This window comes from Candidatus Pseudomonas auctus (assembly GCF_048654275.1).
GTDB classification, from domain to species: domain Bacteria; phylum Pseudomonadota; class Gammaproteobacteria; order Pseudomonadales; family Pseudomonadaceae; genus Aquipseudomonas; species Aquipseudomonas pharyngis.
On the sequence record NZ_JBJYZK010000014.1, the window covers coordinates 112088 to 128125 of the forward strand.

Annotated in this window: 14 protein-coding genes and 1 tRNA gene; 2 read left to right on the forward strand and 13 right to left on the reverse strand. The window is 60.5% G+C overall.

All coding sequences use genetic code 11. The annotated features are described in order from the left end of the window. Window positions 1–18: 18 nt before the first annotated feature. Entirely contained in the window at window positions 19–429 is a 411-nt protein-coding gene (locus ACKUG4_RS22810) for a low affinity iron permease family protein (protein WP_039772727.1), read from the reverse strand. Window positions 430–643: 214 nt separating this feature from the next. On the opposite strand from ACKUG4_RS22810, the gene tam reads away from it, so the two are divergent. Next, window positions 644–1414 (forward strand): trans-aconitate 2-methyltransferase, encoded by a 771-nt coding sequence (tam, locus tag ACKUG4_RS22815; RefSeq protein WP_445434885.1) that lies wholly within the window; start codon window positions 644–646, stop codon window positions 1412–1414. 39 nt (window positions 1415–1453) lie between these two features. Here tam and ACKUG4_RS22820 read toward each other — a convergent pair whose 3' ends face one another. After that, window positions 1454–2182, reverse strand: a complete 729-nt coding sequence (locus tag ACKUG4_RS22820; RefSeq protein ID WP_445434886.1) for a class I SAM-dependent methyltransferase — start codon at window positions 2180–2182, stop codon at window positions 1454–1456. 528 nt (window positions 2183–2710) lie between these two features. Here ACKUG4_RS22820 and ACKUG4_RS22825 point away from each other — a divergent pair. Then, complete coding sequence (locus tag ACKUG4_RS22825) at window positions 2711–3079, forward strand: DUF6124 family protein (protein ID WP_445434887.1); 369 nt, start codon at window positions 2711–2713, stop codon at window positions 3077–3079. Between the two features lie 78 nt (window positions 3080–3157). Here the strand turns inward: ACKUG4_RS22825 and ACKUG4_RS22830 are convergent, their stop codons facing one another. From ACKUG4_RS22830 to ACKUG4_RS22880, 11 genes are all read right to left on the reverse strand, one after another. Beyond that, window positions 3158–3556 carry a hypothetical protein gene (locus ACKUG4_RS22830; RefSeq protein WP_445434888.1) on the reverse strand — a complete coding sequence of 133 codons (399 nt, stop codon included), beginning with the start codon at window positions 3554–3556 and terminating at the stop codon, window positions 3158–3160. 213 nt (window positions 3557–3769) lie between these two features. Continuing rightward, window positions 3770–4174 (reverse strand): type II toxin-antitoxin system HicB family antitoxin, encoded by a 405-nt coding sequence (locus ACKUG4_RS22835; RefSeq protein WP_085648619.1) that lies wholly within the window; start codon window positions 4172–4174, stop codon window positions 3770–3772. 718 nt (window positions 4175–4892) lie between these two features. Further along, window positions 4893–4966 (reverse strand) — tRNA-Gly (locus ACKUG4_RS22840). A 170-nt stretch (window positions 4967–5136) separates the two neighbouring features. Continuing rightward, window positions 5137–6021, reverse strand: coding sequence for an alpha/beta fold hydrolase (locus ACKUG4_RS22845; protein ID WP_445434889.1), 885 nt, complete (start codon window positions 6019–6021; stop codon window positions 5137–5139). A 316-nt stretch (window positions 6022–6337) separates the two neighbouring features. Beyond that, window positions 6338–7030: a pseudouridine synthase gene (locus ACKUG4_RS22850; protein ID WP_445434890.1), complete on the reverse strand. Its 693-nt coding sequence runs from the start codon at window positions 7028–7030 to the stop codon at window positions 6338–6340. Window positions 7031–7063: 33 nt separating this feature from the next. After that, complete coding sequence (locus ACKUG4_RS22855) at window positions 7064–7294, reverse strand: cysteine-rich CWC family protein (RefSeq protein ID WP_039772720.1); 231 nt, start codon at window positions 7292–7294, stop codon at window positions 7064–7066. Next, window positions 7287–8774: a sensor domain-containing diguanylate cyclase gene (locus ACKUG4_RS22860; RefSeq protein WP_445434891.1), complete on the reverse strand. Its 1488-nt coding sequence runs from the start codon at window positions 8772–8774 to the stop codon at window positions 7287–7289. Before ACKUG4_RS22860 ends, ACKUG4_RS22855 begins: the two co-directional genes overlap by 8 nt. Window positions 8775–8942: 168 nt before the next feature. Next, complete coding sequence (atzF, locus tag ACKUG4_RS22865; RefSeq protein ID WP_445434892.1) at window positions 8943–10715, reverse strand: allophanate hydrolase; 1773 nt, start codon at window positions 10713–10715, stop codon at window positions 8943–8945. A gap of 24 nt (window positions 10716–10739) precedes the next feature. Next, window positions 10740–14372, reverse strand: coding sequence for an urea carboxylase (gene uca / locus ACKUG4_RS22870; protein WP_445434893.1), 3633 nt, complete (start codon window positions 14370–14372; stop codon window positions 10740–10742). Between the two features lie 280 nt (window positions 14373–14652). Then, entirely contained in the window at window positions 14653–15294 is a 642-nt protein-coding gene (locus ACKUG4_RS22875) for an urea amidolyase associated protein UAAP2 (RefSeq protein WP_445434894.1), read from the reverse strand. An 11-nt stretch (window positions 15295–15305) separates the two neighbouring features. After that, the gene (locus ACKUG4_RS22880; RefSeq protein WP_074691078.1) at window positions 15306–16031 is read right to left on the reverse strand and encodes an urea amidolyase associated protein UAAP1; all 726 of its coding nucleotides are present in this window, start codon (window positions 16029–16031) and stop codon (window positions 15306–15308) included. Window positions 16032–16038: the final 7 nt, after the last annotated feature.

Genomic DNA, 16038 nt, shown 5'->3' on the forward strand with positions numbered 1-16038 from the left:
GCCGTTTTTTTTTGCCTGTCAGCATTCATTCAGATCCTGCTTCGGCTTGCTCTTGTCTCCCAGACCTTCCAGGTCAAACACCTCATTCTCACCCATCGCCCGGTAATGCCGACGCAGCGCCTCCAGCTGCTTGAGATCCAGCGACTCCAGCCCGAGCATCGCGTTCTGCGCCTCCTTGTTCACCCGCAGCAGTTCATCGAGTTTCAAATGCAGGATGTCGGTGTCGCGGTTTTGGGTGTTCTGGATCAGGAACACCATCAGGAACGTGATGATCGTGGTCGAGGTGTTGATGATCAGTTGCCAGGTGTCGTTGTAATCGAAAATCGGCCCGCTCAACCCCCAGAGCCCGATCAGAATCAACGCCCCCATGAACGTTTTGGGGCTGCCGGCCCAGAGGGCGAGCTTCTGGGAGATTTTTGCGAATTTCATGGCCGTTTTCCTTGTGGGGGGAGCTTGAAATTCAGACATCGGAGGGGGGCGGAAAATTCTACTTACAGTTTTCTGAGTGCCTGTGGGCACGGCGAAGACAGCGGTCCCGGCGATATCGGACATACGTAGGGGAGGGCAGATAAACGCGATCGCTGTATCGTGACGGCAGCCGCTTTTCTACGTTTCGCCAAAACGTCCAAGACAGGAGAACGCAATGACCTGGTCCGCCAAGCAATACGTCACTTTCGAAGATGAACGCACCCGCCCGGCTCGCGACTTGCTGGCGGCAATTCCCACGCCCGAGGCGCGTTCCGTGGTGGATATCGGGTGTGGTCCGGGCAACTCGACCGAGTTGCTGGTGGAGCGTTTTCCGGGGGCGAAAGTGCAGGGGCTCGACAGTTCGCCTGACATGATCGATGCCGCGCGCAAGCGTCTGCCGCAGTTGCAGTTCGCGGTGGCGGACATCGATAAATGGGCGGATGCGGGGCCATTCGATGTGATCTTTGCCAACGCCGTTTTGCAGTGGGTGCCGGATCACGCGACGTTGTTGCCGGCGCTGGCGGGCAAGTTGGCGCAGGGCGGCAGCCTGGCGATCCAGATGCCGGACAACCTCAACGAGCCGTCCCATCGGTTGATGCGGGAGGTCGCTGCCAACGGGCCGTGGGCCAGCAAACTGGCGGGCGCGGCGGGGCAGCGGACCGAGATGGCGGATGCCCGTGACTATTTCTCGATGTTGCGGCCGTATTGCGCGCGGGTCGACGTGTGGCGCACCACCTATCACCATCAGTTGGCAGGCGGGGCTTCCGGCGTTGTCGAGTGGTTCAAGGGCAGCGGTCTGATTCCGTTCCTCAGTCCGCTGACGGAAGCGGAGCGAGCGGATTATCTGGCGCAGTATCTGGCGGAGGTCGCGAAGGCGTATCCGGCGCTGGCGGACGGTTCGGTGTTGTTGCCGTTTCCGCGGTTGTTCATTGTCGCCACACGTTGATACGAAATAGGGCCGATTTGATCGGCCCTTTCTTTACGGTCAGCGCTGTACAGCGACCAGCATCATCATCGGCCGCTCGCGCTCTTCAGCGAGGGCGGGTTGCGCAGCCACTTCCTCATCGCTCGGGCCCCATTCATTGACGTGTTGAATCGTGAACCCGGCGTCGATCAACGCGTTGAGCAGCGTGCCGACCGTGCGGTGCTGCTTGATCACCCCGTCGGCCAGCCAGTTGGTCACCCGCTCGCCTTCCATCTGATAACTGTCCAGCGGCCAGCGCTTGTTGCCTTCGCTGTCGACCAGCCAGCCCGGATGGCGCGGGGCCATGAAGATCGGGTGCTCGATGGAAAACACAAAATGCGCACCGGGTTTAAGCGCCGCATGCAGCTTGGTAAACAGCCCCGAAAGATCCTTGATGTAGTGCAGTGCCAGTGAGCTGTAGGCCAGATCGTAAGTGCACGCAGGCAAGTCGAGGTGTTCCAGGTCGGCGCGTTCGTAGCGGATGTTTGCGGCCGAAGTAGTTTCCTTCGCCCGCTCGAGCATTTTCTCCGAGACATCCAGACCCAACACTTGGGCAGCGCCGTGTTCGCTGGCCCAGCGGCAGAACCAGCCGTAGCCGCAGCCCAGATCCACCACCTGCAAACCGTGCAGGGAGGGCAACAAGGCTTTCAGCGCCGGCCATTCCGGCGCAGCATCGAGGCCGCCGATGGAGCGGTTCATCTGGCTGTAGCCGTGGAAAAATTCGGGGTCGTCGTAGATGTTCTGGGTCATGGATTGCTGCTCTTTTGAATTTGATTTGGGTGGCTCGCAGGCCACGGTTTTGAATCCCTCGAAACGTGATGGCGCGTATTCGTCGATGGCCGCGCAGGGGGAGGGTGGTGGGTGATGGGGAAATGCTAGCGGGTCGTGGCGAGTGTGAGAACCGGGGGAGTGTTGGGGATCTGTAAACGTGGTTTTTCGATTCAGGATGTTTAAAGAGTTGGCCCTGTTTACTGAACCTTCCCACAAGGTTTTCAGGTTGTCCGTCGGAAGTGCGGGCTCTAGCCTGTGAGGGTCGCTGATGAATCGGCGATCGGGATTGGAACCCCGGCGACTTCCCAAAAAAGCAAAAGCAGCTTTCATGACGTATGCTTGCCCGCCTTCATGGTGTGCACTCTGTTATGGCGGCTGTGCGCGAGAGACTTCGAGTCTGTCGGGCTTTTGGCTTTTTTCGCCCGGGTTCCAACTCGCGTACAGCTGCCACCTCTTCGATTGGAACCGAGTAGGTCAGCTCCACCTATCGACCAGAAAGAAGCCATTATGAAGAAGCCAACCCCGAATCCCCCCGAAGTCGAAACCGACCCAACATCCCCGTACGTCTCGATCGACTGCAGAAAACTCCACGACGCCGCCAACCGCGCCCTCGATCATTACCTCTGCCCCGGCGCCCATGTCATGGGCACGACCAACCAACCCGAACCGATGTACTTCGCCAACCCGGCCTACGACACCGAATCCTTGCTCGCTAACGCCAGCGAATCCCTTGGCTCGGCCAGCGAAATGCTCAACAACTTCGCCGCCACCCTTGACCCCACCCACCGCAGAACCGCGATAGGCATTGCGCAGTTGGTGATGCTGGGGGAATTGGCGGTGAATCAGGCGCTGGATCATGTTGAGGTGAAGAGTTAACTGCGTTGATGCAATGTTTTAGCAGGCATAAAAAAACCGGCTCATTGAGCCGGTTTTTCTTTACGAAGGTTGTCTCCTTCAAGGTGTGCAAGGCTCCAGCTGATCGACATCGGTGCCACTGCCAGCGCCACGGTCAACCTCGCCATTGTTCCCGATATGAATTTTAGTCGTGGGCCATTTCGGGGTGATCCTGATGCAATGATTTTGCCCGGAATTACGCCAATCAAACTCCATAAAAAAGTCATCATCGGGAAACAGACTCCCTGGTCCGCCCGTAGACTCTCCGGGGGCAAGATTTCCGCGAAAGATCTCATTTTGCGTATTCAGCACATACCTCAAATCACCTGTGCCTTCTTTCGAGAAATCAATCTCGACGCGTGGCACTGCGACGTACCAAACCAGATACGTCAACACCACAAGAATAAGTAACCGCATAACGAGATAGAGCGGGCGTCGCTTACTTGCATTCGTGGACACGGACTACATCTCCCCATGTCCTGGCAATGAAAAAACGTGTTTATCGCCCAAGCGTGCGGAAGAAAGCATGAGTCGTCCTTGTTGAGTACGTCCGTTAACCCCAAGCGTCCTCTTGGGCGTGCGAATGCTAGCGGAATCTCAAGAACTGATCGCTGGGAAACGTCTGAAAACATGGCGAGCATCACGCCATTTTTGTGTGCGGCGAGAGATTACTCACGAACTCAACATACGCAACGCAGCCGAAGCCAAAAATGCGGAACGACTCTTTTCCTCCGGATGCTGGCTGACGTGAAGGTCTATGCGGCTCAACAAGTAGCCTGGGAGTGTGATGTTGACCTTTTGCGTATTCCCCAGGCACTGACTGATGTCCACATCCACCAACGCCCATACGCAGTTTTCAAACCTCGGATCGGAAACATGGTTACTGACCTTGCTGGCGGCAGGTATCACGGCACCGCTCTCAGCGAGAATCGCGATGTGGGTTTCTATCGCCTCTTTGGCCATTTCCAGCGCATGGTTCTGATCGTTTCCGGCGGAGAAGCAACCGGGGAGATCTGGTACTTCAACCCCCCATGTTGAGTCGCCGTCGCTGGGAGATATTGCGATTGGATAAAGCATGCGGATTATTTCCCTTGAGGCCTAACGCTTCGGTATAAGAGCGCTCACGACATGAGTGCCTGATTGTCAGGAGCGTAAGCGCAGCCGGGGGGAACTCAATCAACGTGTTGTTTCTGAATGGTTCAAAACTAGCTTGCGTGTCATTAGACAACAGGCCTCAAAAAACGGCCATCTACGCCGGTCTACTGAATTTCTCCCCTGTAATGATCCGCGCGAGACTCTCGTATTCTTTTCGTGAAAAAGTTGAGAACCACGCCAACGTCAGAATGAAAAAGCCCGGCACTTGGCCGGGCAATTTTTGAATCCACTAACGTGATCAGTCTTGCTTTTCACGTGCAGCCAGCATCACTTCATTCTGTTTTTTGGTGGCTTCAGTCAGCACTTCACTGTAAACGCGCTTCTTTTCTTCCGATTTGCATTACGAATGAAGTCTGCGAATGGACTCGTGTACTCCTTTTGGGGGCCGGGTTTCATGGAAGACATGGGGTTGCTCCGTGATTTATCCCAAGCATAACCATTAGGTCATACCTCGTATGCTTATCTGGCGGCTAAACATAAGGAGGAATAGCGTAACTGCAATCAACGGTGTGTTTCTGAATTGTTCTTTGCCGAACAAGCAGTTGACCTCAAAACGCAGACACAAAAAAACCGGCCATCAAGGCCGGTTTTTCTGTTTCCGCATCCCCCGTCAAACCACGACGCAGGACATAAATTCGATTGGAGCGGGTGAAGGGAATCGAACCCTCGTTATCAGCTTGGGAAGCTGGAGTAATGCCATTATACGACACCCGCTCAGAGCGGCTGACTTTGTACCAGACTCGGCCACGGATTTGAAGTTTTCTTTGCACGCGAACTACGGAAAGTCCTGAAACAGGGCCGAAGTCGGTCAATCGCGGGCAAGCGCTGCGGGCTGGAGGACGGCTGAATCTCAGGCCTGCAGGCTTGCTCGCGACGACACTGTTTCAAATGGCCAATGCATGGTGATCCTGGACAAACTGGTAACGCGTTCGGCTGGCCTGTTGCGCCGGTTTCAGGAAACCGAGCAGGGCGTTCTGGCTGTCCCGGCAGGCGGATTTGTGTTCCATGTCGAGGAAGTGCCCGGTGGCCTGAAGGGTGGTGAAGGTGCTCTGCGCCACGTGGCTGCCAAACAGGCGCGCATCTTCGGCGGCGGTGTATTCGTCCCATTCGCCGTTCAGGAACAGCACCGGTACGTTGATTTTCTTCGCCGCGTTCAAATAGCACTGACGGTCGCTGTGCAGCACGTCGTTGATGTGGAAATGCATCTGCCCGTATTCGTGCTCGGCCAGGCTGCTGACGTGGCGATAGTTGAAGCGCTTGAACAGCGACGGCAGGTGTTTGCCGATGGTGTCGTTGACGAGGTGCCCGACCCGGTCGCCGTCGCGTTGGCCGAGGCATTCGACGCCGCGTTCGAGGTAATCGAGCATGTGCGCGTTGATCACCGGGGAGAACGAGCTGATCACGGCTTTTTCGATGCGCCGAGGCTGATGCGCGAGGGCGACCATGGTCGCGGCGCCACCCCAGGAGAACGACAGCACGTGTTCGGCCGCGAAGTGATCGATCAGCTCCAGCAGGATCAGACCTTCGACTTCTTTTGTCAGATGTTTCTCGTGGCGGTTGTGGACTTTCGACTTGCCCGCGTAGGGCTGGTCGTAGCAGACCACGTTGAATTGCGGGTGCAGATTTTTCACGGTTTGTGCAAACGACGCAGTCGTGGCCATCGAGCCGTTGACCAGGATGATGGTCTTTTCTGCGGCGTCTGCGCGATAGAACTCCGTGTAAACCCGATACTGACCCTGTATATCCAGCACAGCGATTTCTGGCCTCATGTCATAAGACTCCTGGCAAGCAAGCGGGTATGCGCGCAAATGAGATTGCACGAGCTTTGTGACAGGTAGGCATACGCCTGGAATTTTGGAGCCCATGTCGATCCGGTACGGCAGGTCGACGGGTGTTGTTATTGGCGGGCAGTCTGCCGGCTGAGGCGCAGCCCTGATGGGCTGTCTACCGACAAAAAGTTTCTTGGATGTTATGTGTGACTCATCGGTCACAATTTGGCCGACGACCTGATTCAAGCAGGGGGATCCGGATCGCGCAAGTGCCGTTGGTAAATTGTTCGACAACTTCTGCTGAGCGGTCGGCTGCTTAGAACAAATGAATCTCTTCGGTGCGCAAAGCGCGGTACTCGCCCGGTTTTAGCGCGTTATCCAGCGCCAGCGGGCCCATGGATTCGCGGTGCAGGCGCAGCACTTTGTTGTTGAAGTGGCCGAACATGCGCTTCACCTGATGGTAACGACCTTCGACGATGCTCAACCGCGCAGTTCGCGGGCCGAGCACTTGCAGCTGCGCCGGTTGGGTGGTCAGGTCCTCAAAGGCGAAGTAGATCCCTTCAGCGAACTTGATCGCATATTCCGGGCCGATCTCCTGTTCGGTCTCGACGTAATAGACCTTCGGCAGTTTGGTCTGCGGCTGGGTCAGGCGCCGCGACCAGCTGCCGTCATTGGTGATCAACATCAGCCCGGTGGTGTTGAAATCCAGCCGCCCGGCGATGTGCAGGTCGTCTTTGTCCGGCTCGTGGATCAGGTCGAGCACGGTCGGATGCTCGGGATCGCGGGTGGCGCTGACGCAGCCCTGTGGTTTGTACAGCATGAAGTAGCGCGCCGGTTTACCGCTTTGCAGCACTTCGTCGTCGACCTCGACGCGGCTGAACTCCAGCACATCGCTGTGGGGATCGCTGACGACTTTTCCGTCAATGCGCACGCGCTTTTCCACCAGCAACAGGCGAACCTGCTTGCGGTTGTAGCGGGGCAGGTTACTCAGGAAACGGTCGACACGCATGATCAGCAATCGGCAGGAAGCGGGGCGCGCATCTTACGGGATCGACGGCCTGGCCGCTTGCAGTTGCGCCTCGACCTGGGCGCAGCGCGGGCACAGGCAGGACTTGTCGCGCAGTTCCGCCGGCAGGGCTTCGAGCACTGCCGGATCGATGGAAACGCCGTAGCACCAGCAGGCGCGGTCGGCGGTGCGCGGGTCGGCCAGGGTGCAGTCGTTGCGGGCGCCGCAGGCCGGGCAGAGGTCAGGTGTGTTCTTGGCGTCAGGCATAGGTCGAGTGAGGCATTTCCACGCAGGTGCGGTTACGGCCGGTCTGTTTGGCCCGGTACATTGCATGATCGGCCCGGGACAGCAGACTGTGCAAGGTGTCATCCGGTTGCAGGGTGGTGGCGCCGATGCTGACGGTCAGATTCAGGGTGTGACCGTTGTAGGCATATTCATGCTGTTCGACGTGCTGGCGGATCTTCTCGGCAATCTTCTGACCGGTCTCGCCATCGGTGTCCTTCAGCAGCACGATAAATTCCTCACCGCCCCAACGGCAGACGATATCGGAATGCCGCAGACAACTTTGCAGGTCCCGGGCGAAACCGATCAGCACCTGATCGCCTGCCATGTGCCCGTAGGTGTCGTTCAAGGCCTTGAAGTGATCCAGATCCAGCAGCAACGCGGTCAGCGGTTTCGGTTCGCGATGGGCCTCAGTTAAAGCTTGCGCGGCCAGCAGGTCGAAGCCGCGGCGGTTGGGCAGTTCGGTGAGGCTGTCGAGGGTGGCCTGGGCGTGGATCTTTTCCTGATAGCGGCGGATCAAGCGGTTGACCAGGGCCAGCACGATCAACGTCACCAGCAGGCAGATCAGCAGGTTGAGATACAACGACTGGCGGATTTCGCTCAGCGCGCCGTCTTCGCGTTTGTCGACAAACAGGTACCAGTTCAGCTCCGGAATAAACCGCACGTTGAGGAAATGCCCTTGGCCGTGGGTGGAATATTCATAGCTGCCGCTGTGGGGTTTGGGCAATTGGCTGACCAGGCTTTTCATGCTGTCGAGATCGGTCAGGCTTTTCCCGACCCGCGCACCTTCCGGCCCGCCCTCGGCGCCGGTCAGCACCAGTCGGCCGAAGGTGTCGACGAAGTACACACTGCGTTGATAGCGCTGCTGGTATTTGTCGATCAGCTTGATCACTGCGTCCACCGTCAGTCCTACGCCAGCGGCGCCAATGAAGCGATCGTTGTAGTCGTAGACCTTGTAGTTGATGAAGAAGGTCATGTTGTCTTTGTTGGCCAGGTCCGGGTCGACGTTGATCTCGTACGGATCCTTCATGTCGCGCACGCGGAAGTACCAGGCGTCGCGCGGCTCGTCGATTTTCACCTGCTTGAGCACGCCCTTGGCGTGGTAGTAAGTGTGGGTGCTGTTGGAGACGAAAAACGCGGTGTAGGCGCCGTAGTGGGTCATGACCTCGTCGAGGTAGCGGGTCATCTGGTCGCTGTCCTTCTCGCCGTTCACCACCCAGTCGCGCATGAAGGTGTCGCGGGACATCATCGAGGAAATCAGGATCGGTCTGACGAGGTCTTTCTGGATTTCCGAGTACACCGTGTCGGAGGTCAGCGGCAGTTCGGTGTTGACGATGTTGTCGCGGATCGACGCTCGCGAGGCGTAGTAGCTGAGCAGCGAGGTGGCGAGGAAACCTGCGCCGAGCAGGGCGACCAGGGTCAGGACCAGCGAACGTTGGGAGTGAAACGCAGATCTGAGCGGCATTGGCAATTCCGTTGACAGTGACCCGATGGGCAGCATTCTAGTGGCACGGCGGGGAAAAGACTGCGGGATTTGTGCCTGAAATGCGGGGGGATCAGCCGGGCAGGGGTGTCTGGAGAATGGCTTGCTCATCCAGCCCCCTCCCGGAAGGAGAAGGGGCTGGTTTTCGGCTCAGTTTCCGGTTTGCAGATACGCTCGCCACCCACCCAAATGGCTGATATCGATTGCACCTTCCAGGCCGTAGGGTTCGCAGATGAAACCGCTCTCCCAGCGGCCGTCCGCCAGTTGTACCTTGCCCAGACCCAGCGGCGCCGGGATGCCGGTCAGGAACGAGCCCAGCTCACGGCTCGGCAATTCCCAGACTTCCACCTCGATGGCCACGCCACCTTCGGCCACGCGCAGCATCCCCGGACGCAACGGTGGGCCGCCGGCCAGGGCATAGAGTTTGTAGTCCTTCGAGCTGTAGGTGGCCTCGATCAGGCGTGCGTCGCACTGACGCAGTTGCCAGTTCAGGGCCAGCCCGTCCAGGTGCGCACCGCAGACCACCAGTCGTGCACGGTCATGGCGCGCCGGGTTGTTTGGCGTCGGCAGCCCGGGATCCTGCTGGCGCTGCAAGGCATCGGCCACTCCCAGCAGATACTGATCGGTAAACGCCCGGCCAAACAGCGTCACACCCCACGGCAGCCCGTTGTCCATGAAACCGCTGGGCACGGCGACGGCGGCGTAGTCGAGCAGGTTCATGAAGTTGGTGTAGTAGCCCAGTTCGGAATTGCGCAGCACCGGTTCGGCGTCGAGTTCCGCCAGCGTCACCGGGCGGCCGATGGTGGGCGTGAGCACGCAGTCGAGTCCTTCCAGTGCTTTATCGCAAACGGCTTTCAGCGCTTGCAGGCGGTATTGCGCACGGAATGTCTGCACGCCGCTGACGGCCGGGGCTTTGGCCAGCACCGCGCGGATCACCGGCAGCACTGCTTCGGGATTTTCTTCCATCAACTCGCCGGCCACGCTGTAGCGCTCGGCCACCCACGGCCCTTCATAGAGCAACCGCGCCGCTTCGAGGAACGGCGACAAATCCAGCTCGACAGCCTCACCCCCCACAGCCTTGAGCCGGTCGATGGCGTCGCCGAACAGCAGCGGGCCTTCCTCACAGCCGAAAAATTCCAGGTCTTGCGCACGCGGTACACCGAAGCGAAACGGCCGTGGCACACCGAACGCGGTGCCGTCGTTCCATGACGGATTGCTGCGGCTGTATTCGTCCCGTGGATCGAGGCGCGCGGTCAGTGCCAGCAGTTGGCTGGCTTCCCGGGCCGTTGCGGTGAACGTGGTGACGCAGTCCAGCGTGCGACAGGCCGGCAGCACGCCGGCGGTGGAGATCAGGCCTTTGCTGGCTTTCAGACCCACCAGGTTGTTCAGCGCCGCCGGCACCCGGCCGGAGCCGGCGGTGTCGGTGCCCAACGCGAAACTGGCTACACCGAGCGCCACGGCCAGTGACGAACCGGCGCTGGAGCCGCCCGACGGATATTCCGGCAACACGCTGTTCGGGCAGGCGCCGTAAGGCGAACGGCTGCCGTTTAGGCCGGTGGCGAACTGGTCGAGGTTGGTCTTGCCCAGCGGGATCGCCCCCAGCGCCAGCAGTTGCTCGACGATGGTCGCCGAACGCTCCGGCACATAGGCGAACGCCGGGCACGCGGCGGTGGTGGGAATGCCGGCGAGGTCGATGTTGTCCTTGATCGCGAACGGCACGCCATACAACGGCAGGCTGTCGAGGTCGCGACCGTCGAGGGCGGCCAGATACGGTTCCAGTTCTTCGACGCTGAGCAAGTGGATGAACAGGTGATAGTCCGGGTTCAGCGCCGCCGCTTTGTCCCGCAGCGCCAGCAGCAATTGCCGCGGAGTGGTGTCGCCATTGCGGTAGGCCTGGCGCAGGGCATCGAGTTGCAGATTCATGGGTTGATCCTTTGGCAAATGGTTTCAGTCGAGTTCCAGCACCACGACCCGTTGTCCGGCACGCACCGCCGATCCCGGCTGCACGCGAATGTCCTGTACCACCCCGGCCATGGGCGCGAGGACGGGGATTTCCATCTTCATCGACTCCAGAATCACCAGCACATCACCGGCCGCCACGCGACTGCCGACCTCGACCTGCACCTGCCAGAGGTTGCCGGCAATGTGGCTGTCGATACTCTGCTGGCCGCTGGTCAGCGGTGTGTCTTCGCTGCTGTCCGGCACGGCTTCTTCGCTGTCGAAGTGCGCCTGACCACTGGCGATCCAGCGTTCGCGCTCCGCCTGGAAGGCACCCTGTTGCTGCGTCCGGAAAGCGTCGATGCTCTCGGCTTCGCGTTGCAGAAAAGCCTGGTAGTCGGCGAGGTTGAGCTGGCTGTGTTCGATGTTCAGCTCGAAGCGGCCGAGGGGAAAGTCGCGGCGGATGCGCAGCAGTTCTTCGGCGCTGACCGGGTAGAAACGGATCTGGTCGAAAAACCGCAGCAGCCACGGTTTGCCGTCGAACGCGGCGACTTCGCGATAGCGGTTCCACATCTGCAAGGTGCGCCCGACAAACTGGTAACCGCCGGGGCCTTCCATGCCGTACACGCACATGTAGGCGCCGCCGATGCCCACCGAGTTCTCGGCGGTCCAGGTGCGTGCCGGGTTGTACTTGGTGGTCACCAGCCGATGGCGCGGGTCGAGCGGGGTGGCGACCGGCGCACCAAGGTAGACATCACCGAGGCCCATCACCAGATAGCTCGCGTCGAACACCGTGCGTTGCACCTCGTCGAGGTTCGGCAGGTCGTTGATGCGGCGGATGAACTCCAGGTTGCTCGGGCACCACGGCGCGTCCTTGCGTACGGTGGTCATGTATTTCTCGATCGCCAACTGGCAGGCCGGATCGTCCCAGGACAGCGGCAGATGGACGATGCGCGACGGTACTTGCAAGTCCTGGGCGGCGCACACCGCATCCCATTCACCGGCGACGATGCCGAGCAGATCGGCCAGCGGCAATTGTTCGGGCTGGTAGTGGATCTGCAACGAACGAATGCCCGGTGTCAGGTCGATCACGCCGTGCAGGTTTTTGCCTTCCAGCGCCTGCATCAGGGCATGGGCGCGAAAGCGCAGGACCAGATCCAGTTCCGGCGCGCCGATTTCCAGCAGCAGATGGGTATCGCCGGACACACGCCCGACCAGCCGCTTGTCGTCCTGACCCAACTCCAGAACCACAGGCGAAACCAGACCCTGTGGGAGCTGGCCTGCCAGCGATGAAGTTGACGCGGTGTCTGCTCGGGCCCCATCGCTGGCAAGCCGGCTCCCACAGGTATCCCAATTGAGGGCGAGGTTGCGGGCAGTCTTGAGATCGACCGGTTCAAACTGCACCTTGTCCCCGGCCTTCAGTTGCCCGAGCTGCCAGAGATCCGCCTCGATCACCGTCACCGGGCACACGAAACCACCGAGGCTCGGGCCATCCGGGCCGAGGATTACCGGCATGTCGCCGGTGAAGTCCACGGCGCCGATGGCGTAGGGGTTGTCGTGAATGTTCGACGGATGCAGCCCGGCCTCGCCGCCGTCGGCGCGCACCCACTCTGGTTTCGGCCCGATCAGGCGCACGCCGGTACGGCTGGAGTTGAAGTGCACTTCCCAGTGCGTGGCGAAAAAGGTGCCGATGTAGTTTTCAGTGAAATATTCAGGCGCGCCATGGGGGCCGTAGATGACGCGGATCCGGCGCACGGCAGGTAATTCGCTGACGTGATGGGGGGCTAATGTCTGCCCGGCGCTGCGCTCATTCAGGGCAGCCAGATGCAGCACGTCACCGGCGCGCAAGGCCCGCCCGCCATGCCCGCCGAACTGACCAAGGGTGAAGGTGCTTTTGCTGCCCAGATAATCCGGCACCTGCAGGCCGCCGCGCAGGCACAGGTAGCTGCGGGCGCCAGCGTCGAGCAAACCGCCGAGATGTAACTGGCTGCCTGCTTCGATCAACAGCACGGTGTTCATCGGCACCGCTTCGCCGTCGAGTGTCAGCGTCAACGGCGCCCCCGTCACCGCCACCACCGCGTCGCAATTGAAGCGCAGCAGGGGCCCGTTCATGGTGATTTCCAGTGCCGCCGCGCCTTCGGCATTGCCCAGCAAGCGATTGCCCAGACGCAACGCGCGGCTGTCCATCGGCCCCGAAGGTGGCACGCCGACCGCCCAGTAGCCGAGGCGACCGGGGTAGTCCTGGACGCTGGTCTGGGTGCCGGCGCTCAGCACTTCGAAGGTGTTGGCCCGGTACACCAGGCCTTCCAGGCAACGGGTCCACGGCTCGCCGCTGGCAAACGGCGCATCGAGCAGAATCTGCCGCAGGTAGTCGCGATTGGTTTCCACGCCGTACAGCAGGCTGTCGCCGAGGGCCTGGTGCAGTTCGGCGCGGGCCTGTTCGCGGGTCGGCGCCCAGCTGATGACTTTGGCGATCATCGGATCGAAGTAGGGCGGGATCTCGCAACCGGCCTCGACCCAGGTGTCGATGCGCAGTTGAATGCCGTTGGCCGCAGGAAACTCCACAGCGGTCAACAGCCCCGGACTCGGCTGGAAATCTCGCCCCGGATCCTCCGCATACAGCCGTGCCTGAATCGCGTGGCCTTGCGGTTTCAGGCTTTCAAACAACTCGCTCAGCGGCGGCAGATCTCCCGCCGCCAACTCGACCATCCAGCGCACCAGATCAACGCCCCACACCTGTTCGGTGACGCCGTGTTCGACCTGCAGCCGGGTGTTCACTTCCAGAAAATAGAAGCGCTGCGCATCGCTGTCGAAAACGAATTCGACGGTGCCGGCGCTGCGGTAATTCACTGCTTTGGCCAGTTTGATCGCCGCCGCGCACAGCGCATCCGCCATGCCTTCGGGCAGGTTCGGCGCCGGGGTTTCCTCGAGGACTTTCTGATTGCGCCGCTGCACCGAGCAGTCGCGCACACCGAGGGCGATCACTTCGCCATGGCCATCGCCGAATACTTGCACTTCCAGATGCCGCGCACGCTGGATGTACTTCTCGATGAAGACCCCGGCGTCGCTGAAGTTGTTCTGCCCGAGGCGCTTCACCGCCTCGAACGACTCGCTCAGTTCGCTGGCGTTACGGCACACGCGCATGCCGATGCCGCCACCGCCAGCGGTGCTTTTGAGCATCACCGGATAACCGACGTGCGCGCCGGCAATCAGCGCGGCGTCGAGGCTGTCGAGCAGTTCGGTGCCTTCGAGCATCGGCACGCCGTGCTGTTTGGCCAAGGCGCGGGCGGTGTGCTTGAGGCCAAACACCCGCAGCTGTTCCGGAGTCGGGCCAATGAAGGCAACGCCGTGGTTTGCGCAGGCTTCGGCGAATGCGGCGTTTTCCGAGAGGAAGCCGTAGCCGGGATGGATCGCTGTGGCGCCAGTGGCTTTGGCGATGGCGAGGATCTTTTCGACGGCCAGATAAGTGCCGGCCGCTGCGCCTTCACCGAGGCTGTGGGCTTCGTCCGCTTGCAGGATGTGCAGGCTGGCGGCATCGGCTTCGGAGTACACCGCGACGCCTTCGACGTGCAGTTCACGCAAGGTGCGCAGAATGCGGCAGGCAATCGCGCCACGGTTGGCAATCAGGACTTTTTCGAACATGGCAAAACCCCTGAAGGGGATGCGGGCCGTCCCGCAGTTTTTCGATGAGCGCCGGGGTCGTCCCCGACGGCAAAATCACAATTTCGAAAGTCACCATTGACCTTGTGGGAGCGGGCTTGCCCGCGATGGCGATGTGTCAGTCATCATCAATGTTGGCTGTGCCGACGCCATCGCTGGCAAGCCAGCTCCCACAGGGTTTAGGGGTGTTTTGGGGATTTCAGACACTGGCCGGAACGGGCCTGGCACAGGGCGAAAAGCCAACGGCGCAGACGGGCGAATGTCAGTTCCATACCAGTAGCTCCGCAGGTGTCGGGTTGTAGGCGTTGCACGGGTTGTTCAGTTGCGGGCAGTTGGAGATCAGCACGATCACGTCCATCTCGGCGCGCAGGTCGACATACTTGCCCGGCGCGGAAATGCCGTCCTCGAAGGTCAGGCCGCCGTCGGCGGTCACGGGCACGTTCATGAAGAAATTGATGTTCGGCCCGATGTCACCTTTGCCCAGGCGCCCGTCGTGGGCGCAGGCACGCAGGTAGTTATCGCGGCAGCTGTGCATGTAGCGTTTTTCCAGGGCGTAGCGCACGGTGTTGCTCTCTTGCGCGCAGGCGCCGCCGAGGGTGTCGTGGCGGCCGCAGGTGTCGGCGATGATGGTCAGCATAGGTTTGCCAAGGTTGGAATACAGCACGCTGCCGGTGCTCAGGTAGACGTTGTTTTGTCGGCGCAATGTGCGTTGCACGTCGTAGCGTTCACGGGGATTGGCGAGGCTGTAGAACAGCGTATCGACTGCCTGATTGCCCTCAAGATCGAGGATACGCAGAGTCTGGCCGGCCTTGACCTCCATCAGCCAGGGTTCGCCAGCGGGAATGGTGGCGCGGTACACCGCAGTGTCGGGTTGTTTTTGCGAAGTGGCGATTGCAACTGACATGGCGACGATCCTCAGGCGAACAAGCGGTCGGTGTTGATAAAGCCGCGCTCGTTCTCCGGGCGCGAGGTACGGCAGTGTTCGGCGACGCTGGCGTCGGCGTTCATCCAGCTCAGCTTCAGTGGTTTTGGCGCGTAGTCGGGCGACGGATCCATCGGGTGTTGCAGGGCAGTGAGGACGACGAGGGTGTCCATCGGCGCGTACAGCTCGATGTAGTCGCCGGCCTTCGAATGGCCTTCGACGAAATGGAAGCGCCCGGCTTCATCGACGTTGACCCGGCTGAACAGGTTGAGGGTCATCAGCAGGTCGGACAGGCCCAGGCCCCACTTGCCCAGTTCTACCAGCAGGTTGTCGGTGCCGTTGCGAAAGAAGCCGTTGCGCAGTTCCTGATAGCGGCCCTGGCCGTATTTTTCCGCGACCTCTTCAGCGCACAGCACACCGCCGAGGCTGTCGCTCCAGCCGCAGGTGTCGGCGGTGATTGCCGCCAGCACCCGACCCATGTCCGAGTACAGGCAATGGCCGGTGGTGAGCTTGGCGGTGTGTTGGCACTTGAGGCTGTCGGGCAGGTTCAGGCGCTCGGTTTTCTCGTTGGCGTTGAGCAGGGTCAGGCTGACGTTGGCACCGCCGCGCAGGTCGGTCAGGCGCAGCAACTGGCCGCGTTTAAGGACGAAGGAACGGTGACCGCCACCGGGCAGGGTTTCTTCGGCGAAGGGTGGAAACAGTTGGGTCGAATCAGTCATGGGAGCA